The sequence below is a fragment of the Marinibacterium sp. SX1 genome, from assembly GCF_050389775.1.
Taxonomy (GTDB): Bacteria; Pseudomonadota; Alphaproteobacteria; order Rhodobacterales; family Rhodobacteraceae; genus Marinibacterium.
On sequence record NZ_CP177144.1, the window covers coordinates 1770693 to 1790754 of the forward strand.

The window sequence follows — 20062 nt, forward strand, 5'->3', positions numbered from 1 at the left end:
GACAACCGGGCCGACCGACCGTCGGCCCTGCAGTCAGGAGAATTCCCTTGGGAAATGCACGTAATATCGCGTTCTGGGTGGTCCTGTTCCTGTTGATCCTTGCGCTGTTCAATCTGTTCAGCGGATCCGGGAGCACGCTGCAGAGCCGCGAGATCAGCTATTCCGACTTTGTCGCCTCGGTCGAGGCGAGCGAAGTCAGCCAGGTGACACTCGACGGTGAACAGGTGCGATTCCGAGGCGCGGACGGCCAGGATTACGTGACCATCAAGCCCGAAGATGCCGAGATCACCAAGCTGTTGATCGACAACAATGTTCCGGTCCGGGCCGAGCAGCAGCAGCAATCCGGCTTCCAGGCCTTCATCGTGTCGCTTCTGCCGTTCCTTCTGCTGATCGGCGTCTGGATCTATTTCATGAACCGGATGCAGGGCGGTGGCAAAGGCGGGGCCATGGGCTTTGGCAAGTCCAAGGCCAAGATGCTGACCGAGAAGCACGGCCGTGTGACATTCGACGACGTGGCCGGCATCGACGAGGCCAAGGAAGAGCTCGAAGAGATCGTCGAATTCCTGCGCAACCCGCAGAAATTCTCGCGACTCGGGGGCAAGATTCCGAAGGGCGCGCTGCTGGTCGGACCTCCGGGCACGGGTAAAACCCTGCTTGCGCGGGCCATCGCCGGCGAGGCTGGCGTGCCGTTCTTCACGATTTCTGGTTCGGATTTTGTTGAAATGTTCGTGGGTGTGGGCGCAAGCCGGGTCCGTGACATGTTCGAGCAGGCCAAGAAGAACGCGCCCTGCATCGTCTTCATCGACGAGATCGACGCCGTGGGCCGGCATCGGGGTGCGGGCTATGGCGGCGGCAATGACGAACGCGAACAGACGCTCAACCAGCTGCTGGTCGAGATGGACGGGTTCGAGGCCAACGAGGGCGTGATCATCATCGCCGCGACCAACCGCAAGGACGTGCTGGACCCGGCGCTGCTGCGTCCCGGCCGGTTCGACCGCCAGGTCACCGTGGGCAACCCGGATATCAAGGGCCGCGAGAAGATCCTGGGCGTGCATGCGCGCAAGACGCCCCTAGGCCCGGACGTGGACCTGCGCATCATCGCGCGCGGCACGCCCGGTTTCTCGGGCGCGGACCTGGCGAACCTGGTGAACGAGGCGGCGCTGATGGCCGCGCGCGTGGGCCGGCGGTTTGTCACGATGGAAGATTTCGAGAACGCCAAGGACAAGGTCATGATGGGCGCCGAGCGCCGGTCGATGGTGCTGACGCAGGACCAGAAGGAAAAGACCGCCTATCACGAGGCCGGTCATGCCATCGTCGGTCTGGCGCTGCCCGAATGCGATCCGGTCTACAAGGCGACGATCATCCCGCGCGGCGGTGCGCTTGGCATGGTGGTGTCGCTGCCCGAGATGGACCGGCTGAACTATCACCGCGACGAATGCGAACAGAAGCTGGCGATGACCATGGCCGGCAAGGCCGCCGAGGTGATCAAGTACGGCGCGGATCATGTGTCGAACGGGCCTGCGGGCGACATCATGCAGGCGTCCCAGCTGGCGCGCGCCATGGTGATGCGCTGGGGCATGTCGGACAAGGTCGGCAATATCGACTATGCCGAGGCGCATGAGGGCTACCAGGGCAATACGGCCGGGTTCTCGGTCTCGGCGCATACGAAGGAGCTGATCGAGGAAGAGGTGAAGCGCTATATCCAGGAAGGATATGAACGCGCCCATGCCATCCTGACCGAGAAGAACGCCGAATGGGAGCGGCTGGCCCAGGGCCTGCTGGAATACGAGACGCTGACCGGCGACGAGATCCAGCGCGTGATGCGGGGCGAGCCGCCGCAATCGGGTGACGATGCCGGCGACAAGCCCGACCAGGGAAATGCGCCCAGCGTCACGGCGATCCCCAAGACCAAGCCCAAGAAGAACCCGCCCGAAGGGGGAATGGAGCCGGAACCCACGGCCTGAGCCCCGGGACAGCATCTGGAAACCCGCAGGTCGTGACGGCCTGCGGGTTTTGCTTTTGGCCGGCGACGTGTCGGGATATTTCGAAAGAGAAAGAAGCAGGAGGTCGGGCCCATGTCGGTGTATCGCAAGAGCGAATATGTCGGGGAAGTGGTCTGGCTGGGCGTGGCGCCCGCGGGGCAGGGGCTGCGCTCGGGGGAAGAGGCCGCGCTGGAGCTGGGCTTTGACGGGGTGACCGGGGCGCGGCACGGGGGCGAGAACCGGCCGGCCTGTGTCAGGGTGCGCGAGCTGCATCCCGAGGGCACCGAGATCCGCAACGTGCGGCAGCTGACGGTACTGTCCGAGGAAGAGCTGGCGGAGATCGCTGCGGAGATCGGGCTGGAGCGGCTCGACCCGGGGCTGCTGGGGGTGTCGGTGGTGCTGCGGGGCATACCCGATTTCACCCATGTGCCGCCGTCGTCGCGCCTGCAGGGCCCGGACGGGGTGACCCTGACCGTGGACATGGAGAACCTGCCCTGCAACCTGCCGGCGCGCGAGATCGAGAAGGACGAGCCGGGCCATGGCAAGGCGTTCAAGCGGGCGGCCGAGGGCCGGCGCGGGGTGACGGCCTGGGTCGAACGGCCCGGGACGCTGCGGCCGGGCGACCGGCTGGCGCTGTGGCTGCCGGCGCAGCGGGGCTGGAACGGGTGAACCGGGCGCCGCGTTGAAGGGCAGGGGTTTCCGATGCTCGCCGCGTGGTGGGCGCAAATGGCCCGAACCCGTCGCCGGGGCGGTTTTGCCCGGGGCCATGGCGGGGTAGGACGGGGCCGAGACAAGAAGCGAGGACACCATGACGGCGGATGTCATTGACGGAAAGGCCTTTGCGGCCGATGTGCGGGCACGGGTGGCGGAACAGGTGACGCGGCTGAAGGCCGATCACGGGATCACCCCGGGCCTGGCCGTGGTGCTGGTGGGCGAGGACCCGGCCAGCCAGGTCTACGTGCGATCCAAGGGCAAGCAGACGATCGAGGCGGGCATGGCCTCGTTTGAGCACAAGCTGCCGGCCGACACGCCCGAAGGCGAGCTGCTGGAGTTGGTCGAGGCGCTGAACAAGGATCCGCAGGTGCATGGCATCCTGGTCCAGCTGCCGCTGCCCGATCACGTCGATGCCGACAAGGTGATCAATGCCATTGCGCCGGCCAAGGATGTCGACGGGTTCCACGTGTCGAACGTGGGGCTGCTGGGCACGGGCCAGAAGGCCATGGTGCCCTGCACGCCGCTGGGCAGCCTGATGCTGCTGCGCGACCGGCTGGGCAGCCTGTCGGGGCTGAATGCCGTGGTGATCGGGCGGTCGAACATCGTGGGCAAGCCGATGGCCCAGCTGCTGTTGCAGGACAGCTGCACGGTGACGGTGGCCCATTCGCGGACCCGGGACCTGGCCGATGTCGTGCGCCGGGCGGATATCGTCGTGGCGGCAGTGGGCCGGCCCGAAATGGTCAAGGGCGAGTGGATCAAGCCCGGGGCGACGGTGATCGACGTGGGCATCAACCGCGTGCCGGCGCCCGACAAGGGCGAGGGCAAGACCCGGCTGGTGGGGGATTGCGATTATGCCAGCTGTGCCGAGGTGGCCGGGGCGATCACGCCGGTGCCGGGCGGGGTCGGGCCGATGACCATTGCCTGCCTGCTGGCCAACACGCTGACGGCCTGCTGCCGGGCCAACGGGCTGGAGGCGCCGCAGGACCTGACGGCCTGAGCGCCGCCTGCACCACGGCCCCACCGGGCCCGGGGACCCGTCTTCGCAGCTGCGTGAGGCGGGTCCTTTCGTGTTTACAGGTCGCGTCCGGCTTGGCTACACATGGGGCCAACCTTTGTAATCACCAGTGAATTCCATGCACTACCCGTTTCAGGGCCTGGCCGCGCAGGGCCGGAACAAGATTTACATCATTGTCTGGACGCTGGGCACGCTTGTCGTGGCCATGGCCGGGCCGTTCGGCACTTTCGAATCCTACACCTTCCCGCAGCGGCTGCTGTTTTGGGGCGTGGTGGTCATCACGTCGACCTTGCTGGGCGCTTTCCTGCGCAGCCTGACCATGCGCTTGGTGCCCGAGGACCGGCCGTGGCGGCGGGACGGGCTGCAGGTGCTGCTGATGACCCTGGTCTTTGCGCCTTTCGTCTGGCTGACGGAATGGCTGATGCTGCAGCGGCCGGCCGCATCGGGGCCGCACCTGGGACGGGTGATGTTCTACGTGGCCATCGTGTCGGTGGGCATCTGCGTGATGCGTCGGGTGGTGCGCCAGAGCTTTGCCCAGGCAGGCGAGGCCCCCGGGCCCGCGGCCCCCGAAAGCGCCCCGGCGGTCGAGGCCTCCGAGGGAGCGCCCTTGGTTGCGTCCGAAGCGGACCCGGCGCCCGAAGAACAGGCGCCGGAGCCCGTGCCGGAGCCCGCCCCCCAACCGCCGCGCCTGATCCGCCGCCTGCCGGAGCCGATGGCCGGGCGGATCATCCGGCTGAACGTCAAGGACCACCAGGTCCGGGTGATCACGACCGAAGGCGAATACAGCATCCGCCTGCGCTTTGGTGATGCGATCGACGAGATGGACCCGGTCGACGGGTTCTGCACCCACCGCAGCCATTGGGTCGCGCGCCATGCGGTGAGCGGGGCCGAGAGGGAACAGGGCAAGACCTACCTGCGGCTGGTCAATGGTGACCGCGTGCCGGTCAGCCGAACCTACCTGTCCGACCTCGAAGACGCCGGGCTGCTCTGACCACCGGCCTTGCGCGGCTGGCGGGGACAGGGCGGGATATTTTCAAAGAGAAAGAAGCAGGATCGTGGTACGGGGCGGGTGGGCCTCCGCGCTTGACCGACCTGCTGCTTCTTTCTCTTTCCAAGTATCCCGTTGGTCGATTGGCCATCGGGCAGATCCGCAGGTCGGCGTGGCATCGGCATGGGCCGGTCGGGTACCCGCGCTCGACGGGCCTGCTGTTTCTTTCTCATTCCAAGTATCCCGTTGGTCGATCGGCCATCGGGCGGGTCCGCAGGTCAGAGTGGCATCGGTACGGGCCGGGCGGATACCCGCGCTTGACCGACCTGCTGTTTCTTTCTCTTTCCAAATATCCCATTTACCGGCCGGCCATCGGGCAGACCCGCAGGTCAGCGCGGCATCGGCACCGGGCGGGCGGAGGGGCCGGTCAGGATGGCCAGCGCCTCGGGGCGCATCAGGCGCGACAGGTCGGGGCTGCAGGAGCGCAGCCCGCCGGTAAAGGTGCCGAAGGCCGGCATGATCACCCGGTCGCGGTCGACCAGGAAGGCCGGGCGGGAAATGCTGCGCATCCGCGTGCGGACCCGGGCCTTGGGGTGGTAATGGCCCGAGATCTCGGCCCGCGCGCCGGGTTGGGCGATGTGGCGGAAGGTCAGCGGTCCGAGGGTCAGTTCGGCCAGGTGATCGCCGCCCAGCTCGACCGGGCCCGGATCGTGGTTGCCTTCGATCCAGGTCCAGCGCCGGCCCGCCTGCAGCCGGGCCAGCATCAGACGTTCGGCTTCGGGCAGGGCCCGGGCCGCGGCGAGGTCGTCGAAACTGTCGCCGAGGCAGACCACGTGGCGCGCGCCGGTGGTGTCCAGCGCCTCGGACAGGCGGTGCAGCGTGTCGCGGCTTTCGTAGGGCGGCAGGGGCGCGCCGCCCCGGCGGGCCTGGCGTTCGGCCTTGCCCAGATGCAGGTCGGACACACAGAGCAGGTCCTGCCCCGGCCACCACAGCGCGCCCGAGGGCAGGGCGGTCAGGCGGGCGCCGGCCAGGTTGAAGGCATGGGTGCGGGGGGCGTCAAGGGCGTTCATGCTCCGTTCCTTGACCGATCCGACGCCCCCGCGCAAGGGATTCGGTGACGCGCTGCGCGGGAGGGGCGGGGGCGAGCCCCACGCGGGAGGGTCAGAGGCGAGCCGCACGTGGGAGGGTCGGAGGCGAGTCCCACGTGGGAGGGTCAGCGGCGAGCCGCACGCGGATCGGGTCAGGCCAGCCCGGCGGCGGTCATCAGGGCCTCGGTCTCTTCGGCCAGCAGGCGTTCGTCGGCCGAGCCGGCCACCGGAACCCGCCCGTGTTCCAGGAAGAGCGGCGCGGCCAGCGGGGTGACCCGGTCGAGGCGCAAGAGGTCGATGCCCGAGGTCCGGGCCAGCATTTCCTCGATCCGGCCGAAATCGACCAGCCCGCGCAGGGCTTCGGTCCGGGTGACACGCATCATCAGGTGATCGGGATCATATTTCAGCAAGGTGTCGTAAAGGATGTCCGACGACATGGTCATCTGGCGCCCGGTCTTGCGCGGGCCCATCACGTTGCGTTCGATCAGCCCGGCAATGGTGGCCGAGGCCCGAAAGGTGCGTTTCATCACGGCGTTGCCGGCCAGCCAGCGGTCCAGCCCGTCGCGCAGGGCGTCGATGTCAAAGAGCGGCGCGGGATCGATCACCGCGTCCAGCCCCCAGATCAGCGTGGCATAATCGGTGGCCACGAAACCCATCGGCGCATGGCCGGTTTCCTCCAGCCGCTTGGTCAGCAGCAGGCCCAGGGTCTGCTGGGCATTGCGCCCGGCAAAGCCGTAGATGCAGACATGCTCGCGCCCGTCATGGGGAAAGCTTTCGATCAGCAACCGGCCGTGTTCGGGCAGGCGCGAGACCTGGCGCTGCAGGGCCAGCCAGTCGCGGGTATGGGCGGGCAGCTGCGGCCAGTCGGGTTCGGCCAGCAGGTCGAGGATGCGCGCCGACAGCTGGGTCGAGGTGGCGAACTTGGTGCCCGAGAACACCGCGATCTTGGGCTTGCGGCTGGCATTGCGCGACACTTCGACGACCGTTTCGCGCAGCCCTTCATAGCGCACGATCCGGCCGCCGATCAGGAAGGTATCGCCGGGCGACAGCGAGGCGGCAAAGGCTTCTTCGATCTCGCCCAGGGGCTTGCCGCCCCGGTTGCGCTGCAGCCGGACCTTCAGCGTGTCGCTGTCGATGATCGTGCCGATGTTCATGCGGATCCGCTGGGCGGTGCGCGGGTCGCGCAATTGCCACAGGCCGTCTGGCCGCTGCTTCAGGCGTTGCCACTGGTCATAGGCTTTCAGCGCATAGCCCCCGGTGGCACAGAAATCGAGGCAATCGTCAAAGGCTGCCCGCGACAGCTCGGCATAGGCCCCGGCGGTACGCACCTGGGCAAAGAGCGCATCGGCATCGAAGGGCCCGGCGCAGGCGGCGATCAGGATATGCTGGCACAACACGTCGAGCGGCCCGGGCCCGCGCGGCTCGCCATCCAGTGCGCCGGCCTCGACGGCCTGCAGGGCGGCCAGGCATTCGACCACCTCGAACCGGTTCGCCGGCACCAGCAGGGCCTTGGACGGCGCGTTGTAGCGGTGATTGGCCCGGCCGATGCGCTGGACCAGCCGCTTGACGTTCTTGGGCGCGCCTATCTGGATGACCAGGTCGACATCGCCCCAGTCGAGGCCCAGGTCGAGCGAGCCGGTGCAGACGATGGCCCGCAGGTCGCCCCGGACCATCGCCTGTTCGACCCGTTCGCGCTGTTCGCGGTCGAGGCTGCCGTGGTGGATGCCGATGGGCAGGCTGTCCTCGTTGGCCAGCCAGAGATTGTGAAAGAAGATCTCGGCCTGGGCCCGGGTGTTGTGAAAGATCAGCGTGGTGCGGTGCTGGCGGACCTGGTCCAGCACGGCGGGGATGGCATGGGCCGCGCCGCCCCCGGCCCAGGGCGGGGGGGCATCGGTGGCCAGCATGGCGATGTCGGGGGCCGGGCCGGGATCGGCGGTCAGCACCTCGCAGGGATCGGGATGATGGGCCAGCAGCCGGGCGATGGCCCCGGGGTCTTCGACCGTGGCCGACAGGCCGACCCGGCGCAGGCCGGGGGCCAGGGCCTGCAGGCGCGACAGGGCCAGCATCAGCTGGTCGCCGCGCTTGCTTTCGGCCAGGGCGTGGATCTCGTCGACGATGACCCGGCGCAGCCCGGCAAAGGTGCGCCCGGCATCTTCGTAGCTGGTCAGCAGGGCCAGGCTTTCGGGCGTGGTCAGCAGGATATGCGGCGGATCGGCCCGCTGGCGCCGGCGCGCGGTGGCCGAGGTGTCGCCGGTGCGGTCCTCGATGCGGATCGGCAGGCCGATCTCGTCGACCGGGTTGCGCAGGTTGCGCTTGATGTCGGCGGCCAGGGCCTTGAGCGGCGAGATGTAGAGCGTGTGCAGGCCCTGGTGCCCGCCCCCGGCCAGTTCGGCCAGGGTGGGCAGGAAGCCGGCCATGGTCTTGCCCCCGCCGGTCGGCGCGATCAGCAGGGTGGCCGGGGCATCGGCCCGGTCGACCATGGCCTGCTGGTGGGGATGAACCTGCCAGCCGCGCCGGTCGAACCAGGCGGTGATCTGCGCGGGCAGCTCCATCGGCGGCTCAGGACGCGATCGCGGTCTTCTTCAGGTCGGTGCTCATCTCGGCGATTTCCTCGGCAAAGCGTTCCCGGCCCATGCGCCCGGAATCATCCGTCCAGGCCACGAAACGGGCCATCAGGGGCACGAAGGCCGCGATTTCGTCGTCGGTCCAGCTGGACAGGAATTCGCCCAGCACGAGGAACTTGAACCGCCGCACGACATTGACGATGGCCTCGCCCCGCTCGGTCAGCTCGACGATGGTGCGCCGGGCGTCGCGCTGGCTGACGCTGCGCTGCGCCAGCGACTTGGCGATCAGGTCGCTGACCAGCCGCGAGGCCCGCGACGGGTCGATGCGCAGGCGCGCGGCGATGGTCGAGACCATGGTCTCGTCCTCGTCCTCGTACCAGGCTTCGTTGACCGGCTTGGCGATGGCAAACAGCACGTCCAGCTGCGCCTGGTCGATTTCCTCGGAGATACCGAAGGCGTCCAGCGCCGCCGTCCCCAGTTCCCGCTTGCCGATGCGCCTGCGCCATTGCTGCAGCGATGCATCGATATCCAGCGCGGCTTCGGTCGATCGGTGATCAATACCTGCCTTCTCCAGGAAGTCCGCGAGTTCCTTGGTACAGCCCGTGATTGCCTTGTCCTCCTGTGGCGCCGGCATCCCACCGGCCCTGCCTGTCATATACATGTCATTGACATGTATTTGCAACGTACATATACCTGTCCCCAACACCCGTATCCGCCCCCGTCAAGGGCCGGCGGCCTTTCTGCCGCCTGTCGTACCCTGTCTTCGACCATGGATTCCATGGCCGGGCGGGGCGGATTGGTATCAAGGATTAACATGTGACCGATTCAATCCCAAGCACCCCCGACCAATTGGAGCCCAGACGGCTGGTCGCAATCTTCCTGGCCGTCTCTTCGGTGCTTTTTCTCGCATCCCTTGGGCAAACCGTGGTCACGACAGCCCTGCCGGTCATCCTGGGCGATCTTGGCGGCATGGACCAGATCACCTGGGTCATCACGGCCTACCTGATGGCCGCGACGGTCAGCGCGCCGGTCTTCGGCAAGCTGGGCGACCTCTTTGGGCGCAAGATCGTCATGCAATGCGGCATCGGGGTGTTTCTGGCCGGGTCGGTGCTGTGTGCGCTGGCGCCGGAATTGTGGGTGCTGGTGGCCGGCCGCTTTGTCCAGGGCCTGGGCGGAGGCGGGCTGATCGTGTCGTCGATGGCCACCGTGGCCGACAATGTCTCGCCCCGCGAGCGCGGGCGCTACCAGGGCATCCTGGGTTCGGTCTTTGGCCTGTCGACGGTTGTCGGGCCGCTGGCCGGGGGCTTTATCGTGCAGCATTGGGACTGGCAGTGGATCTTTCTGATCAACCTGCCGCTGGGCCTGGCCGCGCTGACCGTGCTGACCCTGGCGCTGGATGGCACCCGGCGCAACACGCGGGTGTCGATCGATTATGCCGGCGCGGCCAGCCTGACCGGCGTGCTGTCGCTGACGGTGCTGACGGCCAGCCTGGGCGGGTCGGTGCTGCCCTGGTCCAGCCCGCTGATCATCGGCCTGGTGGTGCTGGTGCTGCTGGCCCTGGCCCTGTTCATCCGCATCGAAAGCCGGGCGCAGGAGCCGATCCTGCCGTTGCAGCTGTTCCGCATCAACAATTTCGTCGTGTCGAATTCCGTCGGGCTGATCATCGGCGTGACCATGTTCGGCACGATCACCTTCGTGCCGTTCTTCATGCAGGTCGTCAAAGGCATGTCGCCGGCGGCCTCGGGCCTCTTTGTCTTTCCGATGATGGCAGGGCTGATCGGCGCCTCGACCCTGGCCGGCCAGGTCATGGCCCGGACCGGGCAATACCGCATGCTGCCCGTGGCCTCGACGGCCCTGCTGGCCCTGGCCATGGTGTCGATGGCCCTGACCCATGCCCATACGCCGAACTGGTGGATCGTGGTCACCATGATCCTGGTCGGGCTGGGCATCGGCCCGACGATGGGCGTGGGCGTGACGGCCATCCAGAATGCCGTGCCCGCGCATATGATCGGCATCGGCACGGCTTCGGCCAATATGTTCCGCCTGATCGGCGGGTCGGTCGGCACGGCGGCTTTTGGCGCGATCTTTGCCGCCGGGCTGCAAAGCCAGCTGGGCAATGCCATCGAAGGCTCGCCCCGGGCGCTGACCAAGGAGATGATCGCCGCGATGGACCCGGCGATGCAGGAGCTGGTCACCCAGGGCATCGCCGCCGCCCTGCACCCGGTCTTCTGGATCGCCTGCGTGCTGGCCCTGCTGGCCTGCGCCGTGTCGCTGATGATGATCGAACTGCCCCTGCAGGACCGCGTGCCGGGGCAGGCACAGCCACAGGCGCAACCGGCCGAGTAACCCCGGTTGCACCTTCGGCCGGACGGCGTTCCATCCCTGTCGCCGTCCGGTCAGCTCGCGGCCATCGTGCCGCGGGCAAACCGCCCAGTTGGGATTGTCTGGCCTTTTGACGGGGACTTGGCGCTGAATTTGTGCGTCGGGCGGTGCGTGAACCCAGTGCCAGAGCATTGCGTCGCTGTCGCACCGAGCCCCGCGCCGGGTTGTTGCGCCGAACTAGAGCACCTGGTTGTCGCGTCGAACGCCCTCGGCGCACCACTGCGCGGCTTGCCCCCAAGCGCCGGACCATTGAGGCGGCCCCCGGTGTCTTGGCCTATTTCACGATGACCTCGTCGCGCACGAACATGTTGGCCCAGGCCCGGTCGATCAGCTCGGGTGACATCTGGTAGGGGATGCCTTCGAATTCGCAGATCGCGATCATCTGGTCGATCAGGAAGACCGGCTGGTAATTGGCATAGACATTGTCGATCGTCGGGTACTTGTTGCGGATCAGGTGGACCAACGCCCGTTCGTCCAGCGGCATCTTCTTCTTGCGCGCGACCATGGCGAAGATCTTGAGAAAGTTCTCCTGGTCCGGCCCGTCGATCTTGATCTTGAAGAAGATCCGCCGCAACGCCGCGTTGTCGAAGATCTCGTTGGGATGGAAGTTGGTCGAAAAGATCACCAGCGTGTCAAAGGGCACTTCGAACTTCTCGCCCGATTGCAGGCCGAGGATGTCCTTGCTTTCCTCCAGCGGCACGATCCAGCGGTTGACCAGTGCCTGCGGCGGCTCGGCCTGGCGGCCAAGGTCGTCGACGATGAAGATCCCCCCGGTCGATTTCAGCTGCAGCGGGGCCTGGTAGGTCCGCGCGGTGGGGTTGTAGACCAGGTCTAGCATCGACAGGCTGAGCTCGCCGCCGGTGACCACGGTCGGGCGTTCGCAGCAGACATACCGCTGGTCGAACCGCTTGGCCCGGCGCAGCGAGGTCGGGTCGTCGACGATGTCGGGCAGGGCGTTGTGCACGATCGGGTCGTAGACCGTGATGACCTGGCCGGAATATTCGATGGCCCGGGGCACGTAGACCTTGTCGCCCAGGGCGTCGCGGATGCCGTTGGAGATCGACGATTTGCCGTTTCCCGGCGGCCCGTACATCAGGATCGACCGGCCGGCGCTGACCGCCGGGCCGAGGTGGTCCAGCAGCTCGGGCGGCAGGATCAGGTGGCCCATGGCCGTGGTCAGCTGGTCGCGGGTGACCTGGATGTTGCGGATCGACTGGCGTTTGACCTGTTCGCGGTAGATGTGCAGGGGCACCGGCATGGCCCCGAAATATTCCGACTGGGCCAGGGCATCCAGCGCCCGGGCCTTGCCCTGGTCGGTCAGCTGATAGCCCATCTCGTTGCCCGAATTGGCGTTCAGCGTGCCGGTGGCTTCCAGCAGCTTCTGTTCGCGGGCCAGGTCGACAAGCTCCTGGGTGATCGGGATCGGCAGGCAGAGCGCCTGGGCCAGTTCGCTGACAAGGTCGAGCGTCTTGCGGAACATGGTCTTGAGCAGGATGTCCCGCATCATGACCATGGGCAGTTCGATTTCGGCGAGGTGCTTGGGCGAGGGCGGCGCGATCACGCCCGTCGGCTGCATGTTCATCTGGTAGGCCCCACGTTGGTTGGGGCCTTGGTGCCACGGGATTGTGGCGGAATTCGGGGAAAAGGGTGCAGCCGGTCGGGCGCGGGACCTTGCCGGCCGGCGCCGCCCCCGGAATTTTCGAAAATTCCGGGCCGTTCTTTTGGAAAAGAACGGGCTGGCCCGGATGCAGGTTCACGGGGCGGCTGGTGTCTCTGCCCCCGGGGTTCAGGCCCCGTAGATCGCGCCCAGCACGATGTAGAAGGCCAGCGTGCCGCCCAGGGCCAGGCCCATGGGGAAATCGCCCTTCTGCTCCCAGCTCAGCCACTCGGGGCAGATCCGGCGCAGGGGGGTCAGCCGGGCGCCGCGATGGGTGACCACGGCGGCCAGGATCACGGCGGCCAGCAGCTTGACGATGACCGACACGTCGCCCGGGGCAATGAAGGGTGCGGCGGCGGCGATGAACTTGGCATCGCCCGCGCCCATGGCGCCTCCGGCGTTCAGCACCATGCCCAGAACCAGCGCCGCGATCATGTGCACCCAGCGCCAGCCATAGTCGGGCAGGGGCATCACGAAGGGCCCGATGACCACGAAGACCAGCGCCAGGGCCACCACGGCCTGGTTGGTGATCCGCATCGCGCGCAGATCGGTGAAGGCCACGTGGAAACAGATCGGCAGCACGAAGGGCAGGAAGATCAGCGCCTGCGTCGCCGGGATCTGCACGGCGTCAGGCTTCCAGCGCGCGCAGGGCCCGCACGGCGGCTTCGAAATGCTGCGGATGGGTGTCGATCGCCTCGCGCAGAAGCGTCTTGCCGGTCTCGACATCGCCCTGCTTGATCGCCGACAGCGCCATGGTGTGCAGCAGCTGGGCCCGTTCCGACTGGTCCATCGGGATCACCGGCAGCACGTAGTTGCGCTGTGCCCCGCGGGCCAGGACGATGTTGTTCTTGGCCGTGAACAGCGTGGCGTCATTGCGGATCGCCTCGCCGAACAGCCGTTCGGCCGCCGCGTAATCGCCGCGGCTCAGCTTGGAGTAACCCCAGTTGTTCAGCACGCTGGCCGGCCGGGTGGTCAGGCCCACGGCCACTTCGTAGAAACTGTCGGACTTGGACCATTCCTTGTTGCCATCGGCCACCATGGCTTCGAGGCGATAGCGCTTGAAGGTCTCGTGGGTGGGCGGCACCTCGTCCAGCGCGGCTTCGGCCTGGTCCCATTCGCCGGCCCGGATCAGCGCATCGGCCAGGTCGACCTTGTCGTCGGCCGTGGCCCCGGGCATCGACACGACCTTCTTCCAGGCGCTGACCGCCTCGGTCGTGCGCTTGGAACGCACCAGCGAAATCGCCAGCCCGCGCTGCAGGTCGATCCGGTCGGGATTGTCGCCCGTCGCCCGTGAGAAATAGGTCACCGCCTCGTTGGGGTCGGCCACCGTCAGCATGACGTCGTTGAGGTTGCTTTCATCGACGACGTTGACGTCCTGAAAGGCCCGTTCCACCGTCTCTTCGCTCTTGTCGGCACAGGCCGACACGACCAGTACCGCTGCCAGCCCTGCCGACAGGATTAGAGGATGGCGCATGTTCCTGCGTCCCTTGCTGCTCTTGCCTCACGGCGCCTGCTTCAGGAGAACGACGCCTCCCTGCGGCACCAATGTAAATTCTTGGTTTTGCTCAGCAGTATTAACAGGATTTTCGCTTTTTGCGAGAGCCAAGCGCAAATTATCGCGGATTGAGTCACTTTGGCCATTGTCCAGCGCATAGGCCTTGCGGAAGACCCCGGCCGCCTCGGCCCATTCTTCCTTTTCGATCAGCAGGACGCCCAGGTTGTTCCAGGCCTCGGGCCAGTCGGGGCTTTGCTTGGTCGCCCGGCGCAGCTGCTGTTCGGCCTGGCCCAGCCGGCCCAGCCCGAGGTTGGCCGTGCCGAAGCCCAGGATGATCTCGGGGGACATGCCCTGTTCCAGCGCCGCGCGGGTAAAGGCATCGATGGCCAACTCGTACTGGCCGGCCCCGATCAGCCGGTTGCCCACCACCACGCCGTCGACGGCCTCCTGCCGCAGGTTGACCCCCGGCGCATAGAGCCCGTCGGTGTCGGACGGCGTGATCCCCGGTTGGGAACACGCCGCCACGATGCCCAGCATCATCAGGAGGGTGCCGGCCCTTGCCTGCTGCCGTCCGGCACCGGAATTCTTCATGTGTTACTTGCTCATGCCGCCCAGGTTGGCGATGCCGTTCGCCGAGGGGCCGACCAGGATGATCAGCAGCGGCGGCACCGTGAGGGTCATTGTGGCAAGCGTCATTTTGGTTGGCAACTTGTTTGCGGCCTCTTCGGCGCGCATCACCCGCTTGTCCCGCATCTCGCCGGCATAGACCCGCAGGGCCTCGGCGATCGAGGTGCCGAAACTTTGCGACTGGATCATCACGGTGACAAAGGACGACACGTCGGACACCCCGCAGCGGGTGGCGAAATCGCGCAGCACGCGTTCCTTCTCCTTGCCGGCCTTCATCTCGTGCGAGACGATGTCGAACTCGTCGGCCAGGTCGGGGAAGGACGCCCGGATCTCCTTGGCCACGCGCACGATCGACTGGTCCAGCGACTGGCCGGCCTCGACACAGACCAGCATCATGTCCAGCGCGTCGGGGAAGCCCTGGGTGATCTTTTCCTTGCGCTCTTCCATGCGCCGGGTGACCCAGTATTTCGGCAGCAGGTATCCCACGGCGCCGGGGCCGAGCAGGTACATCAGTTTTTTCTGGGTATCCATGTCGTCGCCATGGCCCAGCAGGATCGTGTAGGTAAAGCCGATGCCCAGCCCGATCAGGCCCAGGGCGAACTGGGCGAAGGTATACAGCCGGACCGAATCCTTGGACATGTAGCCGGCCTGGCGCAGCTTGAGCTGCAGCGACGACAGCTCTTCCTTGTCCTGCGGTTCGAGGAAGGTGGCAAACCGGTCGAGCTGTTCGTTCCGCCCGGCCTGGCGCAGGCGTTCCTTCTTGGGCTTCTTGGCGCTGTCGGTCGAGGCCGATTTCTTGAGCTTCTTGAGCGGGTCCTCGCGCTGGTTCAGCAGCATGGGCAGAGTGACCAGGATCATGATCACGCCCAGCATGCCGACGGCGATCAGCGGGCCGAAAGGGCCCAGCGAGCCGGTGAGGATGTCGTTGATTTCGCTGATGATATCCATGGTGGGGACCTCAGACCTTGATGTTGGTGAGCATGCGCATCACGAAGATGTTCATGGTCAGCATGATGCCGACGATGAAGCAGGCCGGGATGAAATAGGCGTGGTCGAGCACTTCGTCGTAATAGCCCGGGTCATTGACCAGGATCAGGATCAGGCACATCAGCGGGAAGCCCGACAGGAACTTGCCCGACCATTGCGCCTCGGCGGTGATCGCCTTGACCCGCCGGAACAGGCGGAAGCGCGCGCGGATCACCTTGGCCAGCCCGTCGAGGATCTCGGCCAGGTTGCCGCCCGATTGCTGCTGGATGGTCACGGCCACGGCGAGGAAGCGCAGATCCTGCATGTCGAGCCGTTCGGCCATTTCCTTCAGCGCATCGCCCATGTCGCGGCCATAGGCGCTTTCGTCGGCGATGATGCCGAACTCGGTGGCCAGCGGGTCTTCGACCTCCTTGGCCACGATCTGCACGGCCGACGAGAACGGGTGGCCGACGCGCAGGCTGCGCACCATCAGTTCCACCGCGTCGGGCAGCTGTTCCTGGATCATGTCGATCCGTTTCTTGGCCTTGGTGTTGACCCACATGTAGACCGCGCCGATGCCGATGCCGGCCGAGGCAAGCAGCTTGATCGACATGTCGGCCGAGGTGCCGACGCTGAGCCCGACAAAGGCCACGGCGGCCAGCGCGCCCATCAGCATGATCAGCTGGCGCGGAGAGAACGCGATCGCCGCCTTCTGGGCCTTGTCGGCCAGAAGCGAATACAGCGGGATCGACTGCGATTTCATGTGCTGCTGCATCTCCTTGCGGAGTTGCTCCAGCACCTGTTCCCGGCCGGCGCCCTTGTCGAGCATTTCCAGCCGGCGGTTGACCTTGCTGTTCAGGCTGATCGATTTGCCGAAGGCCACCAGGTAGACGCCTTCGACCAGCACCAGCACGCCGATGAAGATCAGGCCATAGATGATCGGTTCCGCGGAAATCTGCATGTCAGCGTCCCTCCATCCGTGTGGGTTCGTAGATCGCCGCCGGCAGGTCATAGCCCCACATGCGGAAACGTTCGGAATAATGGCTGCGCACGCCGGTGGCCGTGAAATGGCCGATGATCTTGTTGTCGGGGGTCAGGCCGACGCGCTGATAGCGAAAGATTTCCTGCATCGAGATCACGTCGCCTTCCATGCCGGTGATTTCCGTGATCGAGGTCATCCGGCGCGAACCGTCCTGCAGGCGGCTGGCCTGCACGATCAGGTTCACGGCCGAGGAGATCTGTGACCGGACGGCCTTGATCGGCATCTCGATGCCGGCCATGGCGATCATGTTTTCCAGGCGGCTGACGCCATCGCGGGCCGAGTTGGCGTGGATCGTGGTCATCGAGCCGTCGTGGCCGGTGTTCATGGCCTGCAGCATGTCGATGACCTCCTCGCCACGCGTCTCGCCGACGATGATCCGGTCGGGACGCATCCGCAGGGCGTTCTTCAGACAGTCGCGGGGAGAGACCTCGCCCTTGCCCTCGACGTTGGGCGGGCGGCTTTCCATCCGGCCGACGTGGGTCTGTTGCAGCTGCAGTTCGGCCGTGTCCTCGATGGTCAGGATGCGTTCGGCATTGTCGATGAAGGACGACAGCGCGTTCAGCGTGGTCGTCTTGCCCGAGCCGGTCCCGCCCGAGACGATGATGTTGAGCCGGGTGGCCACGGCGGCCTGCAGGTAGGCGGCCATTTCCTCGGTGAACGCGCCAAAGCTGACCAGGTCGTCGATGCCCAGCTTGTCCTTCTTGAACTTACGAATGGACACCAGCGAGCCATCGACGGCGATCGGCGGCACCATGGCGTTGAAGCGCGAGCCGTCGGCCAGGCGGGCGTCGACATAGGGGTTGGATTCATCGACCCGCCGGCCCACGGCCGAGACGATCTTGTCGATGATCCGCAGCAGGTGGCGTTCGTCCTTGAAGGTGACGTCGCTGAGTTCCAGCTTGCCCGCCCGTTCGATGAAGATCTGGTGGGGGCCGTTGACCAGGATGTCGTTGACGGTGTCGTCCTGCAGCAGGGTTTCCAGCGGACCGAGGCCCTTGACCTCGTCGTAGAGCTCCTTGTTGAGCGTCTGCCGGTCCTCGCGGTTCAGCACGATGCCCTTGGTTTCGAGGATCTCGCCGGTGATCTGGCTGATCTCGTTGCGCAGGTCCTTTTCGGTCGCGGTTTCCAGCGCGGCCAGGTTCAGGTTTTCCAGCAGCTCGCGGTGCAGCTCGACCTTGATCTCGCCCATCCGCTCCTTGCGCTTGCGTTCCTTGTCGCCGGCCTGGGCCTCGGCGGCCTTGCGCTCGACGGGCCGGCGCAGCGAGGCCTTGGCCGCCGCTGCGGCGGCAGCGGGGGCGGGGGCGTTAGACGCCGGGCTGTCGCCGGCCGCCGGCTTGACCGCGGCGGCCGTGCCCGCGCCTCCGGGCGGGGCCTTGCGCGGCGCGGCGTCAGTGCTCTTCTTGTAGCGGGAAAACATGGCTCATACCCCCGGTGACAGGCGCGCCGATCAGGCGGCGACGGCGTCGTTGCGGCCCAGCTCGTGGACCGACAGCGCCAGTTTCAGGATTTCCTTGCGCAGCGGGTTCTTGGCCGCCGAGGATTGCAGCGGCAGCCCGTGGTCACCGCATTGCGCCACCTGGCGGCCGCCATCGGGCAATTGCAGGTCGATCGAGATCCCGAGGCTTTCGGCCATCCGCTTGACCCGGCTCTTGCCCGACAGGTCGGTGAACTTGGGCGCCCGGTTGAGCGCGAAGCGCAGCTTGTTGAAGGGCAGGTCCTCGGATTGCAGCGCCCGTTTCAGCCGCAGGGCGTTCTGGGCCGAGCGCATGTCGAGTTCGAGCGCGGCGAAATACACATGCGCCGACTGCAACACGGTTTCGGACCATTGCACCAGCGTCGACGGCATGTCGATCACGACGTAGTCGAAATGCTTGCGCGCCATCGAGATGATGCGGTCGACATCCTCGGGCCCGATCAGGTCGAGGGGCAGCATCTCGGCCGGGGCGGTCAGCACCTGCAGCTTGTCCTGGAAACTGAGCAGAGCCGCGCCGAAGACCTCGTCGTCCATCTCTTCGGTGTCCGACAGCAATTCGAAGACCGCCTCGCGCCGGGGCAGGTCAAGGTAGGTCGCCACCGAGCCATATTGCAGGTCAAGGTCGATCAGGCAGACCGAATGGGCCTGGTCATCCTCGATATTGGCCAGCTCCCAGGCCAGGTTGACGGCCAGCGTCGTCGACCCGACGCCCCCGGCCAGGCCATGGCAGACCAGCAGTGCGCCTTCCTTGTCGGTGCCCGTCTTCAGCTTGTGGGCCGGTTGCTGATGCGCCGGCGGCTCGTCGATCTGGCCCAGCCGGTCGATGGCCATCTGCAGTTCCTGTTCGGGCAGGGGGTAGGGCACGAATTCGTCGGCGCCCTTGCGCAGCAGCTGGTGCAGCGAGGCCGGGGTCACGTCCTCGGCGATCAGGATGACCTGGATGTCGCGTGCCTTGGCCTGGGTGATGATCTCGCCCAGCAGGACAAGGTTGTCCTCGTCGGCCGAATCGATGGCCAGGGCGATGAATTCCAGGCTCTGGGCCTCGGGCTGCGAGAAGAAGGCCAGGGCCTCGGCAAAACCCAGGTCGCCCCAGGCCTCGCCAAGCGCCATTTCCATGTCCTCGATCAGCAGATCGAAGATCTGGACATCCCGGCTGACGGTACATGCAACGATCGGCGTCGGTTCCGGTTGCGGGATCGTTCCACTCATTTCTTGTTCCCCTTTCCTGCAGGCCCGCACACGGCTTGCGCCGTGCCTGACGGACCTGCTCGCCGCTGGTACGATGTGAGAGAATCGACCAGGGCGCAGTTGACCCAGTGGGGATAATGTCGAGGGGAATGAAGGCGAGATTGGGGCTTAAAAGACCCAATTGTAGGGAAAGCGGCGACGATGAGGCGCCGCTTTGCCTTATTGTCAGTCTTCCAGCAGCTCGGCCTGGATGCCGGTCAGCGTGGTCTCGGACTGGGCGCTGGTGATGTAGTCGCGATAGATGATCTGGGCATATTTGCCGTCCATCACGGTCGGGTGACGGCCGACAAAGCCCGACACCTCGGTCACCGTGCGCCGGTTGCGGCGTTCACGGTTGCTGGTCACCACGGCGGGCTGGGTTTCGCCATAGGACACCACCGCTTCCAGCCGCGACCGGCTGATGCCATGGGTGGTCAGGTAGGCCACGGCGGCATTGGCCCGGCGCAGGCCCAGCTGCTTGTTGTAGGCCGGCGAGCCCACCGCATCGGTATGACCGTAGACGCGGAAACGGACCTCGGGGAACTGGCGGATCCAGGTCGCCTGGCGGGCCAGGACGGCCTGGGCATTGGCGTCCAGAACGGCGCTGTCGAAGGCAAAGGTGATCGTGGTCGGCACCTCGGCGGCGAAACGGTCGTTCAGCAGCTGGGTGTATTGCATCGCCCCGGTCTGGATCTGCTGGTTGTTGAACGTCGCGTTGCCGAACGATCCCCCGTCCAGCTCGTAGCCCGCTTCGTTGCTGCACCCGGCCACGGCCAGGGCCAGGCAGGCCATGCCTGCCCATGTCGCGATCCGGCGGGGGGCGGCCATCGGGCGGGCCAGT

At 66.4% G+C, this 20062-nt stretch carries 17 protein-coding genes; 5 read left to right on the top strand and 12 right to left on the bottom strand.

Annotated features, from left to right (window positions below; all coding sequences use genetic code 11):
- The first annotated feature begins 47 nt into the window (after positions 1–47).
- The 4 genes from ftsH (at position 48) to ACK3BB_RS07815 (ending at position 4702) form a co-directional block, all read left to right on the top strand.
- Entirely contained in the window at positions 48–1964 is a 1917-nt protein-coding gene (gene ftsH / locus ACK3BB_RS07800; protein ID WP_428928155.1) for an ATP-dependent zinc metalloprotease FtsH, read from the top strand.
- A gap of 111 nt (positions 1965–2075) precedes the next feature.
- Positions 2076–2651: an MOSC domain-containing protein gene (locus ACK3BB_RS07805; protein WP_428928156.1), complete on the top strand. Its 576-nt coding sequence runs from the start codon at positions 2076–2078 to the stop codon at positions 2649–2651.
- Between the two features lie 139 nt (positions 2652–2790).
- Positions 2791–3693 (top strand): bifunctional methylenetetrahydrofolate dehydrogenase/methenyltetrahydrofolate cyclohydrolase FolD, encoded by a 903-nt coding sequence (gene folD / locus ACK3BB_RS07810; protein ID WP_428928157.1) that lies wholly within the window; start codon positions 2791–2793, stop codon positions 3691–3693.
- A 136-nt stretch (positions 3694–3829) separates the two neighbouring features.
- A complete protein-coding gene (locus ACK3BB_RS07815) occupies positions 3830–4702 on the top strand; it encodes a LytTR family DNA-binding domain-containing protein (protein WP_428928158.1) in 873 nt (290 codons plus the stop codon).
- 386 nt (positions 4703–5088) lie between these two features.
- On the opposite strand, the gene pdeM is transcribed toward ACK3BB_RS07815, so the two are convergent.
- The 3 genes from pdeM to ACK3BB_RS07830 all read right to left on the bottom strand — a co-directional run bounded on the left by pdeM (position 5089) and on the right by ACK3BB_RS07830 (position 8985).
- The gene (gene pdeM, locus ACK3BB_RS07820) at positions 5089–5769 is read right to left on the bottom strand and encodes a ligase-associated DNA damage response endonuclease PdeM (RefSeq protein WP_428928159.1); all 681 of its coding nucleotides are present in this window, start codon (positions 5767–5769) and stop codon (positions 5089–5091) included.
- Between the two features lie 170 nt (positions 5770–5939).
- Entirely contained in the window at positions 5940–8339 is a 2400-nt protein-coding gene (locus ACK3BB_RS07825) for a ligase-associated DNA damage response DEXH box helicase (RefSeq protein WP_428928160.1), read from the bottom strand.
- Between the two features lie 7 nt (positions 8340–8346).
- Entirely contained in the window at positions 8347–8985 is a 639-nt protein-coding gene (locus tag ACK3BB_RS07830) for a MarR family winged helix-turn-helix transcriptional regulator (protein WP_428928161.1), read from the bottom strand.
- Between the two features lie 182 nt (positions 8986–9167).
- Between ACK3BB_RS07830 and ACK3BB_RS07835 the strand changes: the two genes are divergently transcribed.
- A complete protein-coding gene (locus ACK3BB_RS07835; RefSeq protein ID WP_428928162.1) occupies positions 9168–10697 on the top strand; it encodes an MDR family MFS transporter in 1530 nt (509 codons plus the stop codon).
- A gap of 310 nt (positions 10698–11007) precedes the next feature.
- Here ACK3BB_RS07835 and ACK3BB_RS07840 read toward each other — a convergent pair whose 3' ends face one another.
- The 9 genes from ACK3BB_RS07840 to ACK3BB_RS07880 form a co-directional block, all read right to left on the bottom strand.
- Positions 11008–12315: an ATPase gene (locus ACK3BB_RS07840; RefSeq protein ID WP_428928163.1), complete on the bottom strand. Its 1308-nt coding sequence runs from the start codon at positions 12313–12315 to the stop codon at positions 11008–11010.
- A 204-nt stretch (positions 12316–12519) separates the two neighbouring features.
- Complete coding sequence (locus tag ACK3BB_RS07845; protein WP_428928164.1) at positions 12520–13014, bottom strand: prepilin peptidase; 495 nt, start codon at positions 13012–13014, stop codon at positions 12520–12522.
- Positions 13015–13018: 4 nt separating this feature from the next.
- Positions 13019–13864 carry a tetratricopeptide repeat protein gene (locus ACK3BB_RS07850; protein ID WP_428928165.1) on the bottom strand — a complete coding sequence of 282 codons (846 nt, stop codon included), beginning with the start codon at positions 13862–13864 and terminating at the stop codon, positions 13019–13021.
- A 27-nt stretch (positions 13865–13891) separates the two neighbouring features.
- Positions 13892–14476: a tetratricopeptide repeat protein gene (locus tag ACK3BB_RS07855; protein ID WP_428928166.1), complete on the bottom strand. Its 585-nt coding sequence runs from the start codon at positions 14474–14476 to the stop codon at positions 13892–13894.
- Between the two features lie 3 nt (positions 14477–14479).
- Positions 14480–15460 (bottom strand): type II secretion system F family protein, encoded by a 981-nt coding sequence (locus tag ACK3BB_RS07860; RefSeq protein WP_428928167.1) that lies wholly within the window; start codon positions 15458–15460, stop codon positions 14480–14482.
- A 10-nt stretch (positions 15461–15470) separates the two neighbouring features.
- The gene (locus tag ACK3BB_RS07865; RefSeq protein ID WP_428928168.1) at positions 15471–16439 is read right to left on the bottom strand and encodes a type II secretion system F family protein; all 969 of its coding nucleotides are present in this window, start codon (positions 16437–16439) and stop codon (positions 15471–15473) included.
- A gap of 1 nt (position 16440) precedes the next feature.
- Positions 16441–17937: a CpaF family protein gene (locus tag ACK3BB_RS07870; protein WP_428928169.1), complete on the bottom strand. Its 1497-nt coding sequence runs from the start codon at positions 17935–17937 to the stop codon at positions 16441–16443.
- Between the two features lie 30 nt (positions 17938–17967).
- Positions 17968–19203 carry an AAA family ATPase gene (locus ACK3BB_RS07875; RefSeq protein WP_428928170.1) on the bottom strand — a complete coding sequence of 412 codons (1236 nt, stop codon included), beginning with the start codon at positions 19201–19203 and terminating at the stop codon, positions 17968–17970.
- A 204-nt stretch (positions 19204–19407) separates the two neighbouring features.
- Complete coding sequence (locus ACK3BB_RS07880) at positions 19408–20013, bottom strand: OmpA family protein (RefSeq protein ID WP_428928699.1); 606 nt, start codon at positions 20011–20013, stop codon at positions 19408–19410.
- Positions 20014–20062: the final 49 nt, after the last annotated feature.